Genomic DNA, 15,179 nt, shown 5'->3' with positions numbered 1-15,179 from the left:
CCCCGGCCGCCACGCCCACTGCGGGGGCGCCACCGGGAATCCCGTGGCCGGCCTCCGGGACCGGCCCGCCGCTCACTCGGATGGCGGGCCGCCCCGCCCCGTCGCAGACTGGGAGGGAAGCGCGCAGAAGGCCGCTTTCGCTCCATCCGCGGGCGATCCGCCACAGGCGGGTCGGCGGGGTGGCGTGTGACCGCGCGAGCGCAGTGAGGACAGCCGTATGGCCGAGAACGGTGCGGACCGCAACGGTTCCGTCAAGGGCAGGACCACCATTGCCGACTCGGTGGTGGCCACGATCGCCGGTATCGCCGCCCGGGAGACTCCCGGGGTGTACGCGATGGGCGGCGGCATGAAACGCGCGCTGGGGGCGGTGCGCGACAAGGTCTCCAGCGGAGGCAGCGACCCCACCCGGGGCGTCAAGGTCGAGGTGGGCGAGAAGCAGACCGCCGTCGACCTGGACATCGTCGTCGAGTACGGGGAGTCGATCGCCGACGTGGCCCGCCAGATCCGCTCCAACGTCGCCCGGGCCATCGGGCGGATGACCGCCCTGGAGGTCGTGGAGGTCAACATCACGGTGGACGACGTGCACATCGAGGGCGAGGAGGACGAGGGCGACGAGCAGTCCACGTCCCGCGTCCAGTGACCGGCCGGGGCCGCCCGGCCCCTCGGTCCGCCGCGTCGGCGCACGACGGCTACGGCGGTGGAGCGGACGGCACGGCGGCGGGGCCACCGCCGGGCACCGGCCCGGGGAGGCCCCGCCGTCGCGTGACGCGTACGTCCCGGGCGCGGCCAGGCCGCCACGCGGGCCTCGGGGAGCGTCCCGCGCGGCGTCCGGAGTGAGCAGCCGCTCGGCGAGGGCGCCGAGAACGGCCCACGGAAGCGGCCCGGACCCGGCGGGGACTGACCGCCGGGCCCCACGCGGCGGCCTCGGTCAGGCGCGGAACTCCGCCTGGCGCTCCGGCTGCGCCGCGTCCAGCAGGCGGCGGACCTCCTCGGCGTCACCCCGGCTGCCGTAGACCGGGGTGCCGGGCTGCTGGCGCCAGGAGTCGTCGAGGGTGCCCGCGTCGACGGTGTCGAAGCCGAGGGCGTCGACGAGGTCGCGTACGACCTGCTTGGCGGCCGGGTCGTCACCCGCGACGGGCAGGGCGTGGCGGTGGGGGGTACCGGGTTCGGTGGCGCGGTCCAGGAGGTCCTGGGCGTAGGTGCCGTTGAACACCTTGACCACCGGGTGGCCGATCTGCGCGGAGACCCAGCGGCTCTCGGTCAGGCCGTCCTCGATGGCGTCGATCCGGCCGTCGCGCTGGCGCGGGTAGTAGTTGTTGGTGTCGATGACGACGGCGCCGGGGGCGGCCCCGTCGAGGAAGCCCTTGGGCAGGTCGGGGACGTTCTTCAGCGGGACGGTGACCACGACCAGTTCGGCGCCGTCGGCCGCGTGCGCCGCCTCGGCCGCCGTGGCGCCGGTCTCCTCGGTGAGGGCTCCGAGCGTCTCGGGCGCGCGGGAGTTGGCGACGGTGACCCGGTGGCCGAGGGCGGCCAGGCGGCGGGTGAGGTTGCCGCCGATGTTGCCCGCTCCGATGATGCCGATCCTCATGTCAGACCTTTCGACGGTGCCGAGGTGGACGGGCACCCGCACGGCGCGCCCCGCCCAGGGCCCCGGTAGGGGGCTTCTGATGGGCCATCAACCGCTCACGACCGCGCGGCTATTCCCGCCCCTTGCCGGACGCATCACGCTCATCACTCCTTCGTGGGGCGTGAGCGGCGCATCGGGCGCGCCGGAGCGGCGTACGGGCGTCAGCGGGCGCGTCCCGGGTAGGCCCCGTGGGGACGGGAGAGCACCGGCGACCACAGGAGGCAGGGACCGTGCTGCACGGCATCGACATCAGCTCCCACCAGAAGTCGTTCGATACCGACGGCGTCGACTTCGTCTTCATCAAGGCGACCGAGGGCCGGACCTATGTCAACCCGCAGCTGGCCGGCCAGACCAAGCGGGCCCGTGGCGCCGGATGCACCGTCGGCTTCTACCACTTCCTCTGGCCGGGCAACATCAAGGCGCAGGCGGAGTACTTCCTCTCCAAGGCCGAGGAGCGCGAGGGCGATCTGCTCGCCGTGGACTGGGAGCGCACCGGCGACGGCACGGCCGCGAGCGGCAAGGAGAAGGACGCCTTCCTCCGCGAGCTCAAGCGGCTCCGCCCGGGCCACCGGGTGCTGCTCTACTGCAACCGCGACTTCTGGCTCAACCGCGACACCACCTCCTACGCGGGCGACGGCCTGTGGATCGCGGACTACGTGACGAGGGGCAAGCCCCGCATCAAGGCCGAGTGGTGCCTCCACCAGTACACGGACACCCCGCTGGACAAGAACGTCGCCGACTTCGCCGACCGGGCGGAGCTGACGGCCTGGGCCCGCCGGGCCTGACCCCGCCCGGGCGGGTCACCCCTCCCCCGACAGGCCTCGCCGGACCGCGCCACCGGGCGGGCCTGCGGCCGGCAGGCGTGAGGCCGCCGGGAACCTGTTCCCGGCGGCCTCTCACCGCGGGGCACGCCTCAGCGGCGGCGCCACGGCCGGTACTGGGGGTTGTCGACGCACTCGGACATGATCTCCTGCTTGGCGGTGCGGTCGATCGGGCACGCGCCGACGATGAACTCGCTGCGGATACCGCCGGCGAACGCCACCTCGCGCTGCTCGGCCCACCGGTGGGTGTCGCCGATCGTGCGGTTGACGTCGATGCCGCCGGGCGCGTCGATGTAGTAGTTCCAGTCGCTCTTCCACTGCTTGTACAGGTCGTGGTCGTACGTGGTGGAGACGTACGGCGAGGGCTGGTTGACGAGGACGTACTCCGCCACGTCGTACTGGCCGTTCACGGTGTCCTTCGGGAGGAAGCCCTCGTCGAAGATGACGGCGGGCGGGCGGCCGTCGGCGCGGTAGAGCTGGGAGCAGTTGTCGCGGAAGGCCGGCTTCGGGGTGATGCGGGTCGCGTCCACCCGGGGGTCGGCGGCGGCCGTCAGCGGGTCCTCGACGACCGGGCACTTCGCGGCGGCGGCGCGGGGCGCGGCCGGGGCGGCGGCGGGGGTCGCGGGCGCGGCGGCGGAGACGGCGAGCAGTGCGGACAAGGACAGGGTGAGCGCGGCGGCACGGCGGCGCAGACGGGTCGTGATCACGCGGGCACGATGGGGGACGGCCCGACCCGGGGAGGGGACCTTCATCTGATGGTGGTGTGTCGCGGGCGCGGAGTTGACGGCCGACTGCGGACGCCCGTCCCGATCATGTCAATCGGCGGGTTTTCCCGGCTCACGCCCGCCATTCCTGCGGCGCGTGGCCGACCTCACCATAGATTTTCGAAGCGGCGACCCCTTTTGCCCGAGTTTGCCCCCTACGGCCCTTTGGCCGCGAGGGCACCTCTCTGCCATAGTCGGGGACACGGCCCCCATTGACCCGGGCAAGGCTGTCCTCGACGTCGCGGACCACACCCCTTTGTCTGCGGCGTTCCCAGAGACCCCCGCAGCGCCCGACCGACGGCGACAGGGGGTTTCTGCGCATCCGGGGCCTCAGCGGTCGACGACCCGCAGTTCGAACCAGACGTACTTGCCGATGGGCAGCAGGTCGGCGCCCCAGCGGTCGGAGAGCTTGTCGACCAGGAAGAGGCCGCGGCCGCCGATGTCGGTGAGCCGGACCGGCAGCTTGCAGGGCAGGCCGCGCGAGGGGTCGCGTAATTCGACCTTGATCCGGCCGCGGGTGCGGGTGATGCGCAGGCCGAAGCGGCTGGCGCCGGTGTGCAGGACGGCGTTGCCGACCAGTTCCGAGGCGAGCAGGACGGCCACCTCGCTCAGTTGCGGGCTCAGTCCCCACTGGTGGACGACGACGAGCCGGGTGAGCCGCCGGACGCTGCGGGCGGCATCCGGCTGCGAGGGGATGAACACCTCGCCGTCGGCCGGACTCCCGTACCGCAGGAGCGCCTCGCGCGCCTGCTCGTCCTCCACGACCGGCCCTCGCCGGTCCGCGACCACACCGCCGCGTCGCTGCGGCTGCTCGATGCCCTCCAACCCCGCCATGCGCACCATCATGGCCGCCGATAGGGCCGTTCGGGCCCTTTCCCGGGGAATAGGGCCCGCCTTCCGGGAGGGCACCGCCCGGCTTCGGACATATGTCGCAGGCATAGCAGGGGTGCGAAGGCGCGGGCTGACCTGTACTTACACACCGTCCGGGGGTGGTCACCGGAGGTCACGCGCGGGTCGCCCGGCGGTGGTGACCGCACCCCCGAACGGGGGCCTCGGGGGTGCGGTTCACTCTTCGGGTGGTCAACTCCACGCCTCACCGCGCGAGTTGACATGGCCCGGCCGGACCGTGGGCGGTCGCAGGATCAGAGGAACCGGGCCTTGCCCGGGCCGTCCTCGACGAAGCTGCGCATCCCGCGCTCCCGGTCCTCGGTGGCGAACAGCCCGGCGAACCAGGTGCGTTCGATGGTGAGCCCGGTGTCGATGTCGGTCTCCAGACCGGCGTCCACGGCCTCCTTGGCGGCGCGCAGCGCGATGGCGGGGCCCTTGGCGAGCCGCCCGGCCCAGGCGCGGGCCGCCTCGTACACCTCGGCGGCCGGCACCACCTGGTCGGCGAGGCCGATCCGCTCGGCCTCGTCGGCGCGGACCTGGCGGCCGGTGAAGATGAGGTCCTTCGCCTTGGCCGGGCCGATCAGCCGGGGCAGCCGCTGGGTGCCGCCGGCGCCCGGGATCAGGCCGAGGAGGATCTCGGGCTGGCCGAACTTGGCGTTGTCGGCGACGATCCGGTGGTCGGCGCAGAGCGCCAGCTCGCAGCCGCCGCCCAGGGCGTACCCGGTGACGGCCGCGACGACCGGCTTGGGGATGCGGGCGATGGCGGTGAACGCCTCCTGGAGGCCGCGGGAGCGCGCGACCATCGCCGCGTGGTCCATCTCCCGCATCTCCTTGATGTCGGCCCCGGCCGCGAAGACCTTCTCGCCGCCGTAGAGGATCACGGCGCGCACGTCGTCGCGGTGGGTCACCTCCTCGGCGAGTGCCTTGAGGCGGTCCTGGACGGCGACGTCCAGGGCGTTCATCGGGGGGCGGTCGAGCCTGATGGTGCCGATGCCGTCGGCGACGTCGAGATGCACAGTCATGGCGGGCAGGCTATCGGCCGCCCCGGCGCCCTTGGCCGCGCCCCCGCGTACGCGGGCGGGCCCCGGCCTGGTCACGGCCGGGGCCCGCCTGCGGGGCGGAGGTCAGCCCTTGGGCTGCGGGTTCCACTTCTTCCAGTCGAGGTTCCAGGCGTTGAGCCCGTTCCACCACTGGATCTCCTTGTCGTCGGAGTTCTTGACCACGACCACGTCGCCGATCATCGAGTTGTCGAAGAACCAGGCGCCGGGAGCCTTCTTGTCCCAACCGCCGCGGGTGTCGCGCAGACCGACGCAGCCGTGGCTGGCGTTGTAGTTGCCGAAGGCGCCGCCGGACCAGTAGTTGCCGTGGATGAAGGTGCCGGAGGTCGACAGGCGCATGGCGTGCGGCACGTCCTTGATGTCGTACTCGCCGCCGAAGCCGACGGTCTCCCCGTTCATGCGGGTGACCTCGTGCTTCTCGGTGATGACCATCTGGCCGTTGTAGGTGGTGGTGCCGGGGGCGCCCGCAGTGATCGGGATGGTCTTCAGGACCTTGCCGTCCCGCTCGACCTTCATCGTCTTCTTCTTGGCGTCGACGGTGGAGACCTGCGAGCGGCCGACGGTGAAGGAGAGCTCCTTGGACTGCTCGCCGTAGACGCCGGGGCGGCCCTCGACGCCGTCCAGGTTGAGCTTGACGGTCACCTTGGTGTCCGGCTCCCAGTACTCCTCGGGCCGGAAGTCGAGCCGGTCGTTGCCGTACCACTGCGAGCGGATCTCGACTTCGGGCTCGGCGGTGACGGTGACGGCGCGCTCGACCGCCTCCGGCGCGGTGATGCCGCGCGTGAAGCGGAGCGAGACCGGCATGCCGACACCGACCTTGGAGCCGTCCTCCGGGGTGAAGTGCCCGACGAAGGTGTTCTCCGGGACCAGCGTGGTGAAGGTCTGGTCCTTGGCGGACTCGCGGCCCTCACTGTCCTTCGCCACCGCGTGCACCCGGTACTCGGTGGCGGCGGCCAGGTGGTGGGCCGGCTTCCAGGAGGCGCCGTCCTTGGCGATGGTGCCCTTGATCTCGTTGCCCTTGGTGTCGGTGACCTTCACCGAGGAGAGCTCGCCCTTCCCGGCGGTGACCTTCAGCGCCCCGCTGGTCGCCACCGACTCGGCGCCGTCCTTCGGCGCGATCGACACGACCGCCTTCGACGGGGCCGTCTTGTCGGCCGCCGCGGGCTTGCCCACGCCCCCCTTGCCGTCCTCGGCCGCGCTGGAGCCGCAGGCGGTCAGCGCCACCAGCATGGCCCCCAGCACCAGGCTCATCGCGCCCCGCGTACGCCTGGCGCGCACGCCAACCGAAGCCCCCGATATCGGTCGCCCGTTCACAGTCTGTCTCCCCTCGCACGGCCTGCCCCCAGGCCCGCACTCCCGGCGCGTGATCCGCGCCCGCCCAGCGCCGCTCCCGGATCGGCCACGGGGCGGTACTGGGTAGATAACCACACTGCTCAGGGGGGTGGCCCCGGAGGGATGTCACCGTTCGGTCCCAACTGGCGGGCGGGGCCGCGAGGGCGCCCTCGGCGGAGATCAGCCGGGCGCCGGACCGGCCGGCCACCGGCGCCGTCATCGGGACCGGAACCGGTCGAGGCTCCGGCCGCCCGGTCCCTTGTCGGGCGGCACGGTCCGGTCGTCTCCACCACGCCCCCGGCCCCGCTCCGGCCGAAGAACCAGCGGGCCGGGGCGGCGGGACGACGGTGATCCGCACCGGCCCGCCCGGGCCGCCGCCCTCCGGGCCGTCGTCCGGGTCCGAACGCCGCCCCGCACCCGGCGAGGGCGGCCACCTGAGCCACCAGGGCCGGCACCGCCGCCACTGCCGCACGCCGCACGCGCGCTCTGCCGCTCTTCACGACGGACGCGCCGTCAGGGCCCGCGCGGGGAAACGTCACCCCGGGGCGCGTCGCCACTTCGGCCCAGCGGCAGTACCAGGGCCCCGGCCTGGGCAGTGACAGAGGAGGAGGACCGTGTGCGGGCGGCGGCCGGGACCCGTCGGCGCGCGCCGGTCCGCCTCGACCTCGGGAGGCCGGCAGGTGTCGAGCCCAGCCGAACAGCGAACCGTCCAGGACGGGCCGGGCGGGGCGGGGCCCCCGATGCCCGCCCGGCCCGAGCGGGCCGCTCCGCTCCCCGGCCGCCGGGGACCGGCCGGTGTGGCCCGGCGCCCCCACCCGCTGGGCGCCCGCCCGCGCATCGGGCCCGGCGGGGTCAGGGGCACCAACGTCGCGCTGTGGGCGGGCGGCGCCGAGGCCGTGGAGGTCTGCCTCTTCGACGAGGCCGGCCGCGAGAACCGTTGCCCGCTGCCGGAGTTCACCCACGGCATCCGGCACGGCTTCCTGCCGGGCGTCGGCGCGGGCCGGCGGTACGGCTACCGGGTGCACGGCCCGTGGGGCCCGTGGACCGGTGCCCGCTTCAACCCGGGCCGCTCGGTGCTGGTGCTGCGGGTGAGCGGGTGAGGGCGCGTACGCCTCACTCCCAGCGGAACCAGCGGACAGCGCCCGCCGAGAGCAGCACGCCCCACAGCGCGGCCACGCCCAGGTGCGACCAGGACGGCCAGTCGCCCGCGGCGGCCTGGTCGAGAGCCTGCACGGCCGCGCCGAACGGCGTGAAGGAGACGATCCGGGCCAGTAGGTCGGGCATGGCCTGGACCGGGAACCACACGCCGGAGGTGAACATCGACGGGAAGAAGACGACCGAGCCGATCGCGGTGGCGATCTTGGTGGTGGGGGCGACCGCGGAGATGAACGCGCCCAGCGCCAGCGCGCAGACGATGGCCAGCAGCAGCGCCAGCAGGTAGCCGCCGGCCTGCCGGGGCAGCGGCACGTCGAAGACGAGGCGGCCGACGACGACGACCAGCAGCGCGGAGATCAGCGCGGCCAGCCCGTGCAGCCCCATCTGGGCGCCGAGCACCGCCTGCGGGCGGACCGGGGTGACCGACATCCGGCGCAGGATGCCGCGCTCCCGGTAGCCGGTGATGACCGGGGGCATCGCCTGCAGTCCGGCCATGATCATCGCGAGCACCACGGAGGTCGGCACGTAGAACTCGATGATCCGCTGGCCGCCGTCGGCCGGGTCGGGTTCACGGAAGCTGGGGATCGCGCCGAGGATCACGAGGAGCAGGGCGGGGAAGCCGATGATCCAGAAGAGGCTGCCCGGTTCACGGAGGAACAGGCGGGTCTCGGTATGCAGCACGGCACGGCCGGGTGATGCCTTGGCGGGGGCGGCGGCGCTGCTCATGCGGCTTCTCCTGTCAGGTCGAGGAAGGCGTCGTCGAGGGTGGCCTCGACGATCCGCAGCCGGTGCGGGGTGGTGCCGGTGCGGGCGAGGAGGGCGAGCAGCGCGGTGACGGTCTCGTCGGTGCCGGTGAGGGTGACGGCCCCGTCGCGCTCCTCGTGGGAGGCGAGCTGCGGCAGCGCGGCCAGGTCGGCGGCGGGCAGCGGGGCGGAGGGGGTGAAGGTGGTGACGACGGCTCCGGCGGCGCGGCTGACCAGCCCGGCCGGGGTGTCGAGTGCGGCGACGCGGCCCCGGTCGATGACGGCGATCCGGTCGCAGAGCCGCTGGGCCTCCTCCATGAAGTGGGTGACCAGCAGCACGGTGACGCCGCTGTCGCGGACCTCCTCGATGAGCGCCCAGGTCTCCCGGCGGGCGCGCGGGTCCAGGCCGGTGGTCAGCTCGTCCAGGACGACGACGCGCGGGTTGCCGATCAGCGCCAGCGCGATGAACAGGCGCTGCTTCTGGCCACCGGAGAGTTTGGCGAAGCGGGTTCCCAATATCTCGGTGAGGCCCAGGCGCCCGGCCAGGGCGCGCCAGTCGGCGGGGTCCGGGTAGCAGGCGGCGTAGAGCCGCAGGGCCTCCTGGACGGTGATCTTCGGCTGGAGCTCACTCTCCTGGAGCTGGGCGCCGAGCACCCGGGTGACGCCGTCCCGGTCCTGTACGGGGTCGAGGCCGGCCACCCGGACCGACCCGGCGTCGGGGCGACGCAGTCCCTCCACACACTCCACGGTGGTGGTCTTGCCCGCGCCGTTGGGGCCGAGGATGCCGAAGATCTCTCCTTCCTCGACGGTGAACGAGATGCCGTCCACGACGGTGCGGTCGCCGTACGCCTTGCGTACGCCGCTGACTTCGATGATGGGCATGGACGGGAGTATGGCCGTCAAGGTGTGACGCGTGCCTCATCCGATCGGATGATGCGGAGCCCTGGACGGACCCCGAGCCGCGGGGCCTGCCGGTCAGGGGCAGGTCCGGGGACCGAGCCCGGCTGGGTCAAAAGTCGCTGGTCGGTGTCAGGGGCGAACCGTACGCTCACTGCTGATGTCTGACTCTCCTTCGCTCCCCGAGGCCGCCCCCGGCGCCGCCCCCGACGCCCCGCCGGAAGGACCCGGGCCGTCGGCGGTGCACTCGCTGCTGCGGTTGTGGCCGTACGTCCGCCCGGTGCGGGCCCGGCTGTTCACGGCCGTCGTCGTCGCCATCGCCGCCTCCTGCGTCAGCCTGGTGATCCCGCTGGTCCTCAAATGGATCGTGGACGGCCCCGTGGCCGACGGCGATCGCGGCGGGGTCTGGCTGGGCGCGCTGCTGCTCCTCGGCATCGGGGTCGCGGAGGCGCTGCTCTTCGGTTTCCGCCGGTGGCTGGTGGCGCGGCCGCTGGCCGGAGTGGAGGCGAGGCTGCGCGGTGACCTCTTCGCCCACGTCCAGCGGCTGCCGGTGGCCTTCCACGACCGCTGGCCCTCGGGCCAGCTGCTCTCGCGCGGCACCACCGACCTGATGACGCTGCGGATGTTCCTCGCCTTCCCGCTGACCTTCCTGGTGGTCAACGGCGCCACCATCGTCGTCGGCATGGTGCTCCTGCTGGCGCAGGAGTGGACGCTGGGCCTGGTGCTGCTCCTCCCCGTCCTGCCGCTGATCGCGGTCTGCTCGCTCTTCCAGTCCCGGTACGCGCGGGTGGCGCGGCGTGCCCAGGACCAGGCGGGCGACCTGACGACGGTGCTTGAGGAGAGCGTGCTCGGCATCCGGATCATCAAGGGGTTCGGCCGCCATCGCAGCCAGGCCCGGGCCTTCCGGGAGCAGACCCGCCGGCTGCGGACGACGGAGCTGGCCAAGGCCCGGCTGCTCGCCTCGATCTGGGCGGTCACCGTGATCCTCCCGGAGCTGGCGCTGGGCGCGGCGCTGGTCCTCGGCGTGGTCCAGGTCACCGACGGGGGCCTGTCGGCGGGCACCCTGGTGGCCTTCCTGACGACGGCGCTGGCACTGCGCTGGCCGGTGGAGTCGATCGGGTTCCTGCTGGCGATGTGCCAGGAGGCGGCGACGGCGACCCGGCGGTACTTCGAGGTGATCGACACGGCCCCCGAGTCGCAGGGGCCGGACACGCTCCCGGACCCGGCGCCGGATGACGGCCCGCCGGACCCGGACGAGCCGGCGGACGGCCTGCGCTTTCGCGGCGTCGTCTTCCGCTTCCCCGACGCGGCGCGCAACTCCCCGCCGGTGCTCGACGGCATCGACCTGCACGTCCGCTCCGGCGAGACGATGGCGCTGGTCGGTGCGACCGGCAGCGGGAAGACGGCGCTGACGGCGCTGGTGCCGAGGCTGCACGAGGTGACGGCCGGGCGGATCACCTTGGACGGGCAGGACATCACCGCGCTGCCCCGCGCCGAGCTGCGGGCGCGGGTGGCGCTCGCCTTCGAGGAGCCGACCCTCTTCTCGGCGTCGGTCGGCGAGAACGTCCTGATGGGCGCGGACGGCACGGCGGGGGAGGCGGAGCTGCGCCGCGCGCTGGAGGTGGCCCAGGCCGACTTCGTCGACCGGCTGCCGGACGGCCCCCTCACCCAGGTCGGCGAGCAGGGGCTCAGCCTCTCCGGCGGCCAGCGCCAGCGCCTGGCACTGGCCCGGGCCGTGGTCGGGGCCCCGCGCTTTCTGGTGATGGACGACCCGCTCTCCGCGCTCGACGTGCACACCGAGGCGCTGGTCGAGGAGGCGCTTCGCCGGGTGCTGAAGGACACCACGGCCCTGGTGGTGGCGCACCGCCCGTCCACGGTGCTGCTGGCGGACCGGGTGGCGCTGCTCTCCGGTGGCCGGATCACCGCCGTCGGCACGCATCAGGAACTGCTGCGGGAGAACGCCGAGTACGCCTGGCTGATGTCCGGGGCCGACGCGCCGCCGGACACCGGCCCGCACGGGACGCCGCAGATGGCGAAGGGAACGAGCAGATGACGACCGAGTCCCGCCCGCAGGACACCCCTCAGGCGCCGGACGCCACCAGCGCGCCGGAGGGCCTCGCCGTCCCGGCCCCCGACCCGTTCGACCAGGACGACCTGCCCACCCCGCCCGGTGCGACGGCCTCGCTGCTGCGCTCCCTGCTGGCGCCGATGCGCGCCGGGGTCGGCCTCGTCGTCCTGCTGCTCCTCCTCCAGCAGGCAGCCATCCAGGCCGGCCCGCTGCTGGTGGCGTACGCGATCGACCAGGGCGTGCCGGCGGTGCGGGAGGGCCGGTGGGGGCCGCTGGTGGCGGTCGGCGCCGGGTATCTGGGGTGCGCGCTGGCCGGCGGGCTGCTCCAGTACGCCTTCCTGACCCGGTCGGCGTTGGTCAGCCAGGACGTCCTGCTGGACCTCAGGGGCCGGATCTTCCGACACGGGCAGGCGCTGAGCCTGGACTTCCACGAGCGGTACACCTCGGGGCGGCTGATCTCCCGGGCCACCACCGACGTGGAGTCGCTGCGCGAACTGCTCGACGAGGGGCTCCAGGAGCTGGTGACGGTCCTGGTGTCGTTCGTCTACATCGGCGGGATGCTGCTCTGGCTGGACCTGGGGATCGGCACGGTCGCGGTACTCTCCTTCGTCCCGCTCTACCTGCTGATCCGGCTCTACCAGCGCCGGGTGGGCCGGGTCTACGCCCGCCGGTCGACGGCGATCGCACGGGTCATCGTCAAGTTCGCCGAGACGGTCAACGGCATCCGCCCGGTCCGCGCCTTCCGCCGCGAGCGGGCCAACGACGCGGAGTTCGCCGAGCTGAACCGCACCCATGAGCGCTCCAACGGCGACGCGATGCTGGAGATGGCCCGGTACGTGGTGGGCTCCCGGCTGGTGGCCAACACGGCGGTCGCCGCAATGGTGCTGTGGGGCGCCGGGCGGGTCGCGGACGGCGCGCTCGCCCTCGGTGTCCTGGCCGCGGCGGTGCTGTACGTCCGGCGGCTGTACGACCCGATCGACCGGATGGGCATGTTCCTCAACGCCTACCAGTCGGCGGCCGCCTCGCTGGAGAAGATCGCGGGCCTGCTGGCGCAGCGCCCCGCCATCCCCGAGCCCGACGCCCCGGCGGCGCTGCCCGCACCGGCCGGTGCGGGGCCGGGCAGGTCGGTGGAGTTCGCCGGGGTCTCCTTCGGCTACCGCAGCGGCGGCGAGGTGCTGCCCCGCTTCGACCTGGCGATCCCCGCCGGGCAGACGGTCGCCGTGGTCGGCTCCACCGGCGCGGGCAAGTCGACGCTGGCCAAGCTGCTGGCGCGGTTCTACGACCCGTCCGCCGGCCAGGTCCTGCTGGACGGTGTGGACCTGCGCCGCCTGGCCGCGCCCGAACTGCGGCGCGGCGTGGTGATGGTGACCCAGGAGGCGTTCCTGTTCTCCGGCACGGTCGCGGAGAACATCGCCATCGGCCGGCCCGACGCGACCCGCGAGGAGGTGGAGGCGGCGGCCCGCGCGATCGGCGCCCATGCGTTCATCGCGGCGCTGCCCGACGGCTACGACTCCGACGTGCGCAAGCGCGGCGGGCGCATCTCGGCGGGCCAGCGCCAGCTGGTCGGTTTCGCCCGCGCCCTGCTCGCCGACCCGGCGGTGCTGATCCTGGACGAGGCGACCAGTTCGCTGGACATCCCCGGCGAGCGGGCGGTGCAGCAGGCCCTGGGCACGGTGCTGCGCGGCCGTACCGCCGTGGTCATCGCCCACCGCCTGTCGACGGTGGCCATCGCCGACCGCGTCCTGGTGATGGCGGACGGCCGGATCGTCGAGGACGGCACACCGGCCGAACTCATCGGGGGTGGCGGGGAGTTCGCCGGTCTGCACCGGGCGTGGCGGGAGAGCATGGCGGGCTGAGGCGGGCCGGAGCTCGGCGGTGACGTCACCGGTCGCGTCCAGACGGGTACATGCGGACCTCGGTTCCGCACATCCGAGGAGCGTGACCTCGACGCCGTGATTGCGCGGGACGTAGGCGCGCTCCATGCCGATCGCCCCGGCGCCGACGATGACGATCGAGGCGGGCGGCTCGTGGACGCTGGTGTCAGACGTGGGCCAGAGCCGGGTAGTCGGTGTATCCGGCCCCGCCGCCGCCGTGCAGAGCGACCGGGTCGACCTCGTTGAGCGGGGCATCGGTGCGCAGGCGCTTCGCCGGTGTCCGCTGTGGGGCAGGAGGGACCGGGCGCATCGTCGTGGGACGATGACGGGAAGCCGCATCTGACTCCCCTCAGTGCCGACCACCCGAGCCGGCCACCGTCCGGCACACAGCGAGGCGGATGCACCAGGCGCCGGGCGGCCTCCCTCCAACGCCTCGGCCAGCCATGGACGCCTCAGCGCTTGCGCGTGCGGTCGACGTACACCCGCAGCGCGCCGTTGATCACCCTGCTTCCGTCAAGGCTGCGCGCACGGCGGCGAGGATCTCGGCGAAGTCGGACACCCTCTCGGCGTACGCAACGACCTCTGACCCCCGCCTCCGGGCGCGAAGTCGGAGGCGGGGGCTGCGACCCGGACAGCCGTCTGCCGGGCCGTCGCGGTGCCCGACGGAGAGAGAGGGTGTCGATCAGCACCTGCTGGGCGGCGTCGCGCCGCCCTCCATACGCTCAAGCCCCTCGGTGGAGTGCCGAGCGCGCACCCTACGAGGGGATCGCCGCCGCCCCGGACCGCCTGCGGGGAGGCGCCGCCGACTGGAGCACTGCCCCGGTCGTGCCGGCGGCCTGACCGGGGAACGCTCAGGACACAGTGCGCCCGCGCCGCAGCGAGCAACATCGCACAAACTATCTCGTACGGCGTGAATTCTGGGACGGGAAATGGAACGGAGACGACGATGAGGGCCTTCGTGGTCGAGAAGTACGGCGAAACCGGTATGCGCGGGGCAGAGGTACCGGACCCGCAGGTGGGCGCCGACGACGTCCTGGTCAAGATCCACGCGGCCGGTGTCAACCCGCTGGATCTCAGGATCCGCAACGGCGACTTCAAGGCGTTCATGCCCTACCGACTCCCGCTTGTCCTGGGCAACGACCTCGCTGGAGAGGTCCTGCAGGTCGGGCCGTCCGTCACCCGCTTCGCTGTGGGCGACGAGGTGTACGCCCGGCCCGACAAGGACCGCATCGGCACCTTCGCCGAACTCATCGCCGTTCACCAGGACGACCTGGCGCCCAAACCGGCCATCCTCACCATGACCGAGGCCGCCTCCCTTCCCCTGGTCGCCCTGACCGCATGGCAGGCACTGGTGGAGCGGGCACGCGTGCGGCCGGGCCAGAAGGTCCTCATCCACGCGGGCGCCGGCGGCCTCGGTTCCATCGCCGTCCAGCTGGCCAAGGCGCTGGGCGCGCACGTGGCCACCACCGCGAGCACCGCCAAGATCGACCTGGTCAAGGAACTCGGCGCGGACGTCGCCGTCGACTACCGCACCCAGGACTTCACCGAACTCCTCGACGACTACGACGTCGTCCTCGACTCCCTCGGCGGCGACAACCTGGCCAGGTCCTTGCGTGTCCTCAAGCCCGGCGGCATCGCCATCAGCGTCGCAGGACCGCCCGACCCGGCCTTCGCCCGCGAACTCGGCGCGAATGCGGTTCTCCGCCTGGCGATGACCGCGCTCAGCGCCAAGACCCGCCGCCGGGCCAAGCGCCTCGGCGTGACGTACTCGTTCCTGTTCATGAAGGCGAGCGGCGACCAACTGCGCGAACTCACCCCCCTCATCGACACGGGGAGGATCCGCCCCGTCGTCGACCGAGTCTTCCCGTTCGACGAAACCCTCCAGGCCATGGAGTACGTCGAAAAGGGCCGGGCGAAAGCCGGCAAGGTCGTCGTCTCCATGCCATAGGGCG

General features: G+C 73.2%; 13 protein-coding genes and 1 pseudogene. 6 read left to right on the top strand and 8 right to left on the bottom strand.

Annotated features, from left to right (window positions below; all coding sequences use genetic code 11):
* The first annotated feature begins 217 nt into the window (after positions 1–217).
* Positions 218–640, top strand: a complete 423-nt coding sequence (locus ACSLIC_RS19690) for an Asp23/Gls24 family envelope stress response protein (protein WP_436739031.1) — start codon at positions 218–220, stop codon at positions 638–640.
* A 288-nt stretch (positions 641–928) separates the two neighbouring features.
* Here the strand turns inward: ACSLIC_RS19690 and ACSLIC_RS19685 are convergent, their stop codons facing one another.
* A complete protein-coding gene (locus ACSLIC_RS19685; protein ID WP_436740422.1) occupies positions 929–1,624 on the bottom strand; it encodes an NADPH-dependent F420 reductase in 696 nt (231 codons plus the stop codon).
* 233 nt (positions 1,625–1,857) lie between these two features.
* Between ACSLIC_RS19685 and ACSLIC_RS19680 the strand changes: the two genes are divergently transcribed.
* Positions 1,858–2,412: a glycoside hydrolase family 25 protein gene (locus ACSLIC_RS19680; RefSeq protein ID WP_436739030.1), complete on the top strand. Its 555-nt coding sequence runs from the start codon at positions 1,858–1,860 to the stop codon at positions 2,410–2,412.
* Between the two features lie 128 nt (positions 2,413–2,540).
* Here ACSLIC_RS19680 and ACSLIC_RS19675 read toward each other — a convergent pair whose 3' ends face one another.
* The 4 genes from ACSLIC_RS19675 to ACSLIC_RS19660 form a co-directional block, all read right to left on the bottom strand.
* Complete coding sequence (locus ACSLIC_RS19675; RefSeq protein ID WP_436739029.1) at positions 2,541–3,155, bottom strand: ADP-ribosyltransferase; 615 nt, start codon at positions 3,153–3,155, stop codon at positions 2,541–2,543.
* Positions 3,156–3,542: 387 nt separating this feature from the next.
* On the bottom strand, positions 3,543–4,058 hold the full coding sequence (locus ACSLIC_RS19670; protein WP_436739028.1) for an ATP-binding protein: 516 nt from the start codon (positions 4,056–4,058) through the stop codon (positions 3,543–3,545).
* 296 nt (positions 4,059–4,354) lie between these two features.
* A complete protein-coding gene (locus ACSLIC_RS19665) occupies positions 4,355–5,122 on the bottom strand; it encodes an enoyl-CoA hydratase/isomerase family protein (RefSeq protein WP_436739027.1) in 768 nt (255 codons plus the stop codon).
* 102 nt (positions 5,123–5,224) lie between these two features.
* On the bottom strand, positions 5,225–6,472 hold the full coding sequence (locus ACSLIC_RS19660; protein ID WP_436739026.1) for a L,D-transpeptidase: 1,248 nt from the start codon (positions 6,470–6,472) through the stop codon (positions 5,225–5,227).
* 813 nt (positions 6,473–7,285) lie between these two features.
* Here ACSLIC_RS19660 and ACSLIC_RS19655 point away from each other — a divergent pair.
* Positions 7,286–7,569: pseudogene (locus ACSLIC_RS19655) on the top strand (glycogen debranching protein GlgX); the annotation flags it as partial.
* Between the two features lie 34 nt (positions 7,570–7,603).
* Here ACSLIC_RS19655 and ACSLIC_RS19650 read toward each other — a convergent pair.
* Entirely contained in the window at positions 7,604–8,371 is a 768-nt protein-coding gene (locus tag ACSLIC_RS19650; RefSeq protein WP_436739025.1) for an ABC transporter permease, read from the bottom strand.
* The gene (locus ACSLIC_RS19645) at positions 8,368–9,270 is read right to left on the bottom strand and encodes an ABC transporter ATP-binding protein (RefSeq protein WP_436739024.1); all 903 of its coding nucleotides are present in this window, start codon (positions 9,268–9,270) and stop codon (positions 8,368–8,370) included. The genes ACSLIC_RS19650 and ACSLIC_RS19645 overlap by 4 nt, the downstream gene beginning before the upstream one ends.
* A 175-nt stretch (positions 9,271–9,445) precedes the next feature.
* On the opposite strand from ACSLIC_RS19645, the gene ACSLIC_RS19640 reads away from it, so the two are divergent.
* Positions 9,446–11,338, top strand: a complete 1,893-nt coding sequence (locus tag ACSLIC_RS19640) for an ABC transporter ATP-binding protein (protein WP_436739023.1) — start codon at positions 9,446–9,448, stop codon at positions 11,336–11,338.
* The gene (locus ACSLIC_RS19635) at positions 11,335–13,209 is read left to right on the top strand and encodes an ABC transporter ATP-binding protein (RefSeq protein WP_436739022.1); all 1,875 of its coding nucleotides are present in this window, start codon (positions 11,335–11,337) and stop codon (positions 13,207–13,209) included. The genes ACSLIC_RS19640 and ACSLIC_RS19635 overlap by 4 nt, the downstream gene beginning before the upstream one ends.
* A 184-nt stretch (positions 13,210–13,393) precedes the next feature.
* Here the strand turns inward: ACSLIC_RS19635 and ACSLIC_RS19630 are convergent, their stop codons facing one another.
* On the bottom strand, positions 13,394–13,537 hold the full coding sequence (locus ACSLIC_RS19630; RefSeq protein ID WP_436739021.1) for a hypothetical protein: 144 nt from the start codon (positions 13,535–13,537) through the stop codon (positions 13,394–13,396).
* A 636-nt stretch (positions 13,538–14,173) separates the two neighbouring features.
* Here ACSLIC_RS19630 and ACSLIC_RS19625 point away from each other — a divergent pair.
* Complete coding sequence (locus ACSLIC_RS19625; protein WP_436739020.1) at positions 14,174–15,175, top strand: NADP-dependent oxidoreductase; 1,002 nt, start codon at positions 14,174–14,176, stop codon at positions 15,173–15,175.
* The last annotated feature ends 4 nt before the right edge of the window (positions 15,176–15,179 follow it).

Source organism: Streptomyces sp. BBFR102, assembly GCF_051397025.1.
Classification (GTDB): Bacteria; Actinomycetota; Actinomycetes; order Streptomycetales; family Streptomycetaceae; genus Streptomyces.
This window is presented reverse-complemented; position numbering and strand designations above follow the sequence as displayed.

Coding starts and splice junctions, on each gene's coding strand:
- ACSLIC_RS19625 (WP_436739020.1), top strand. CDS start 14,174: ATGAGGGCCTTCGTGGTCGAGAAGTACGGCGAAACCGGTATGCGCGGG.
- ACSLIC_RS19630 (WP_436739021.1), bottom strand. CDS start 13,537: ATGCGCCCGGTCCCTCCTGCCCCACAGCGGACACCGGCGAAGCGCCTG.
- ACSLIC_RS19635 (WP_436739022.1), top strand. CDS start 11,335: ATGACGACCGAGTCCCGCCCGCAGGACACCCCTCAGGCGCCGGACGCC.
- ACSLIC_RS19670 (WP_436739028.1), bottom strand. CDS start 4,058: ATGATGGTGCGCATGGCGGGGTTGGAGGGCATCGAGCAGCCGCAGCGA.
- ACSLIC_RS19645 (WP_436739024.1), bottom strand. CDS start 9,270: ATGCCCATCATCGAAGTCAGCGGCGTACGCAAGGCGTACGGCGACCGC.
- ACSLIC_RS19665 (WP_436739027.1), bottom strand. CDS start 5,122: ATGACTGTGCATCTCGACGTCGCCGACGGCATCGGCACCATCAGGCTC.
- ACSLIC_RS19650 (WP_436739025.1), bottom strand. CDS start 8,371: ATGAGCAGCGCCGCCGCCCCCGCCAAGGCATCACCCGGCCGTGCCGTG.
- ACSLIC_RS19640 (WP_436739023.1), top strand. CDS start 9,446: ATGTCTGACTCTCCTTCGCTCCCCGAGGCCGCCCCCGGCGCCGCCCCC.
- ACSLIC_RS19690 (WP_436739031.1), top strand. CDS start 218: ATGGCCGAGAACGGTGCGGACCGCAACGGTTCCGTCAAGGGCAGGACC.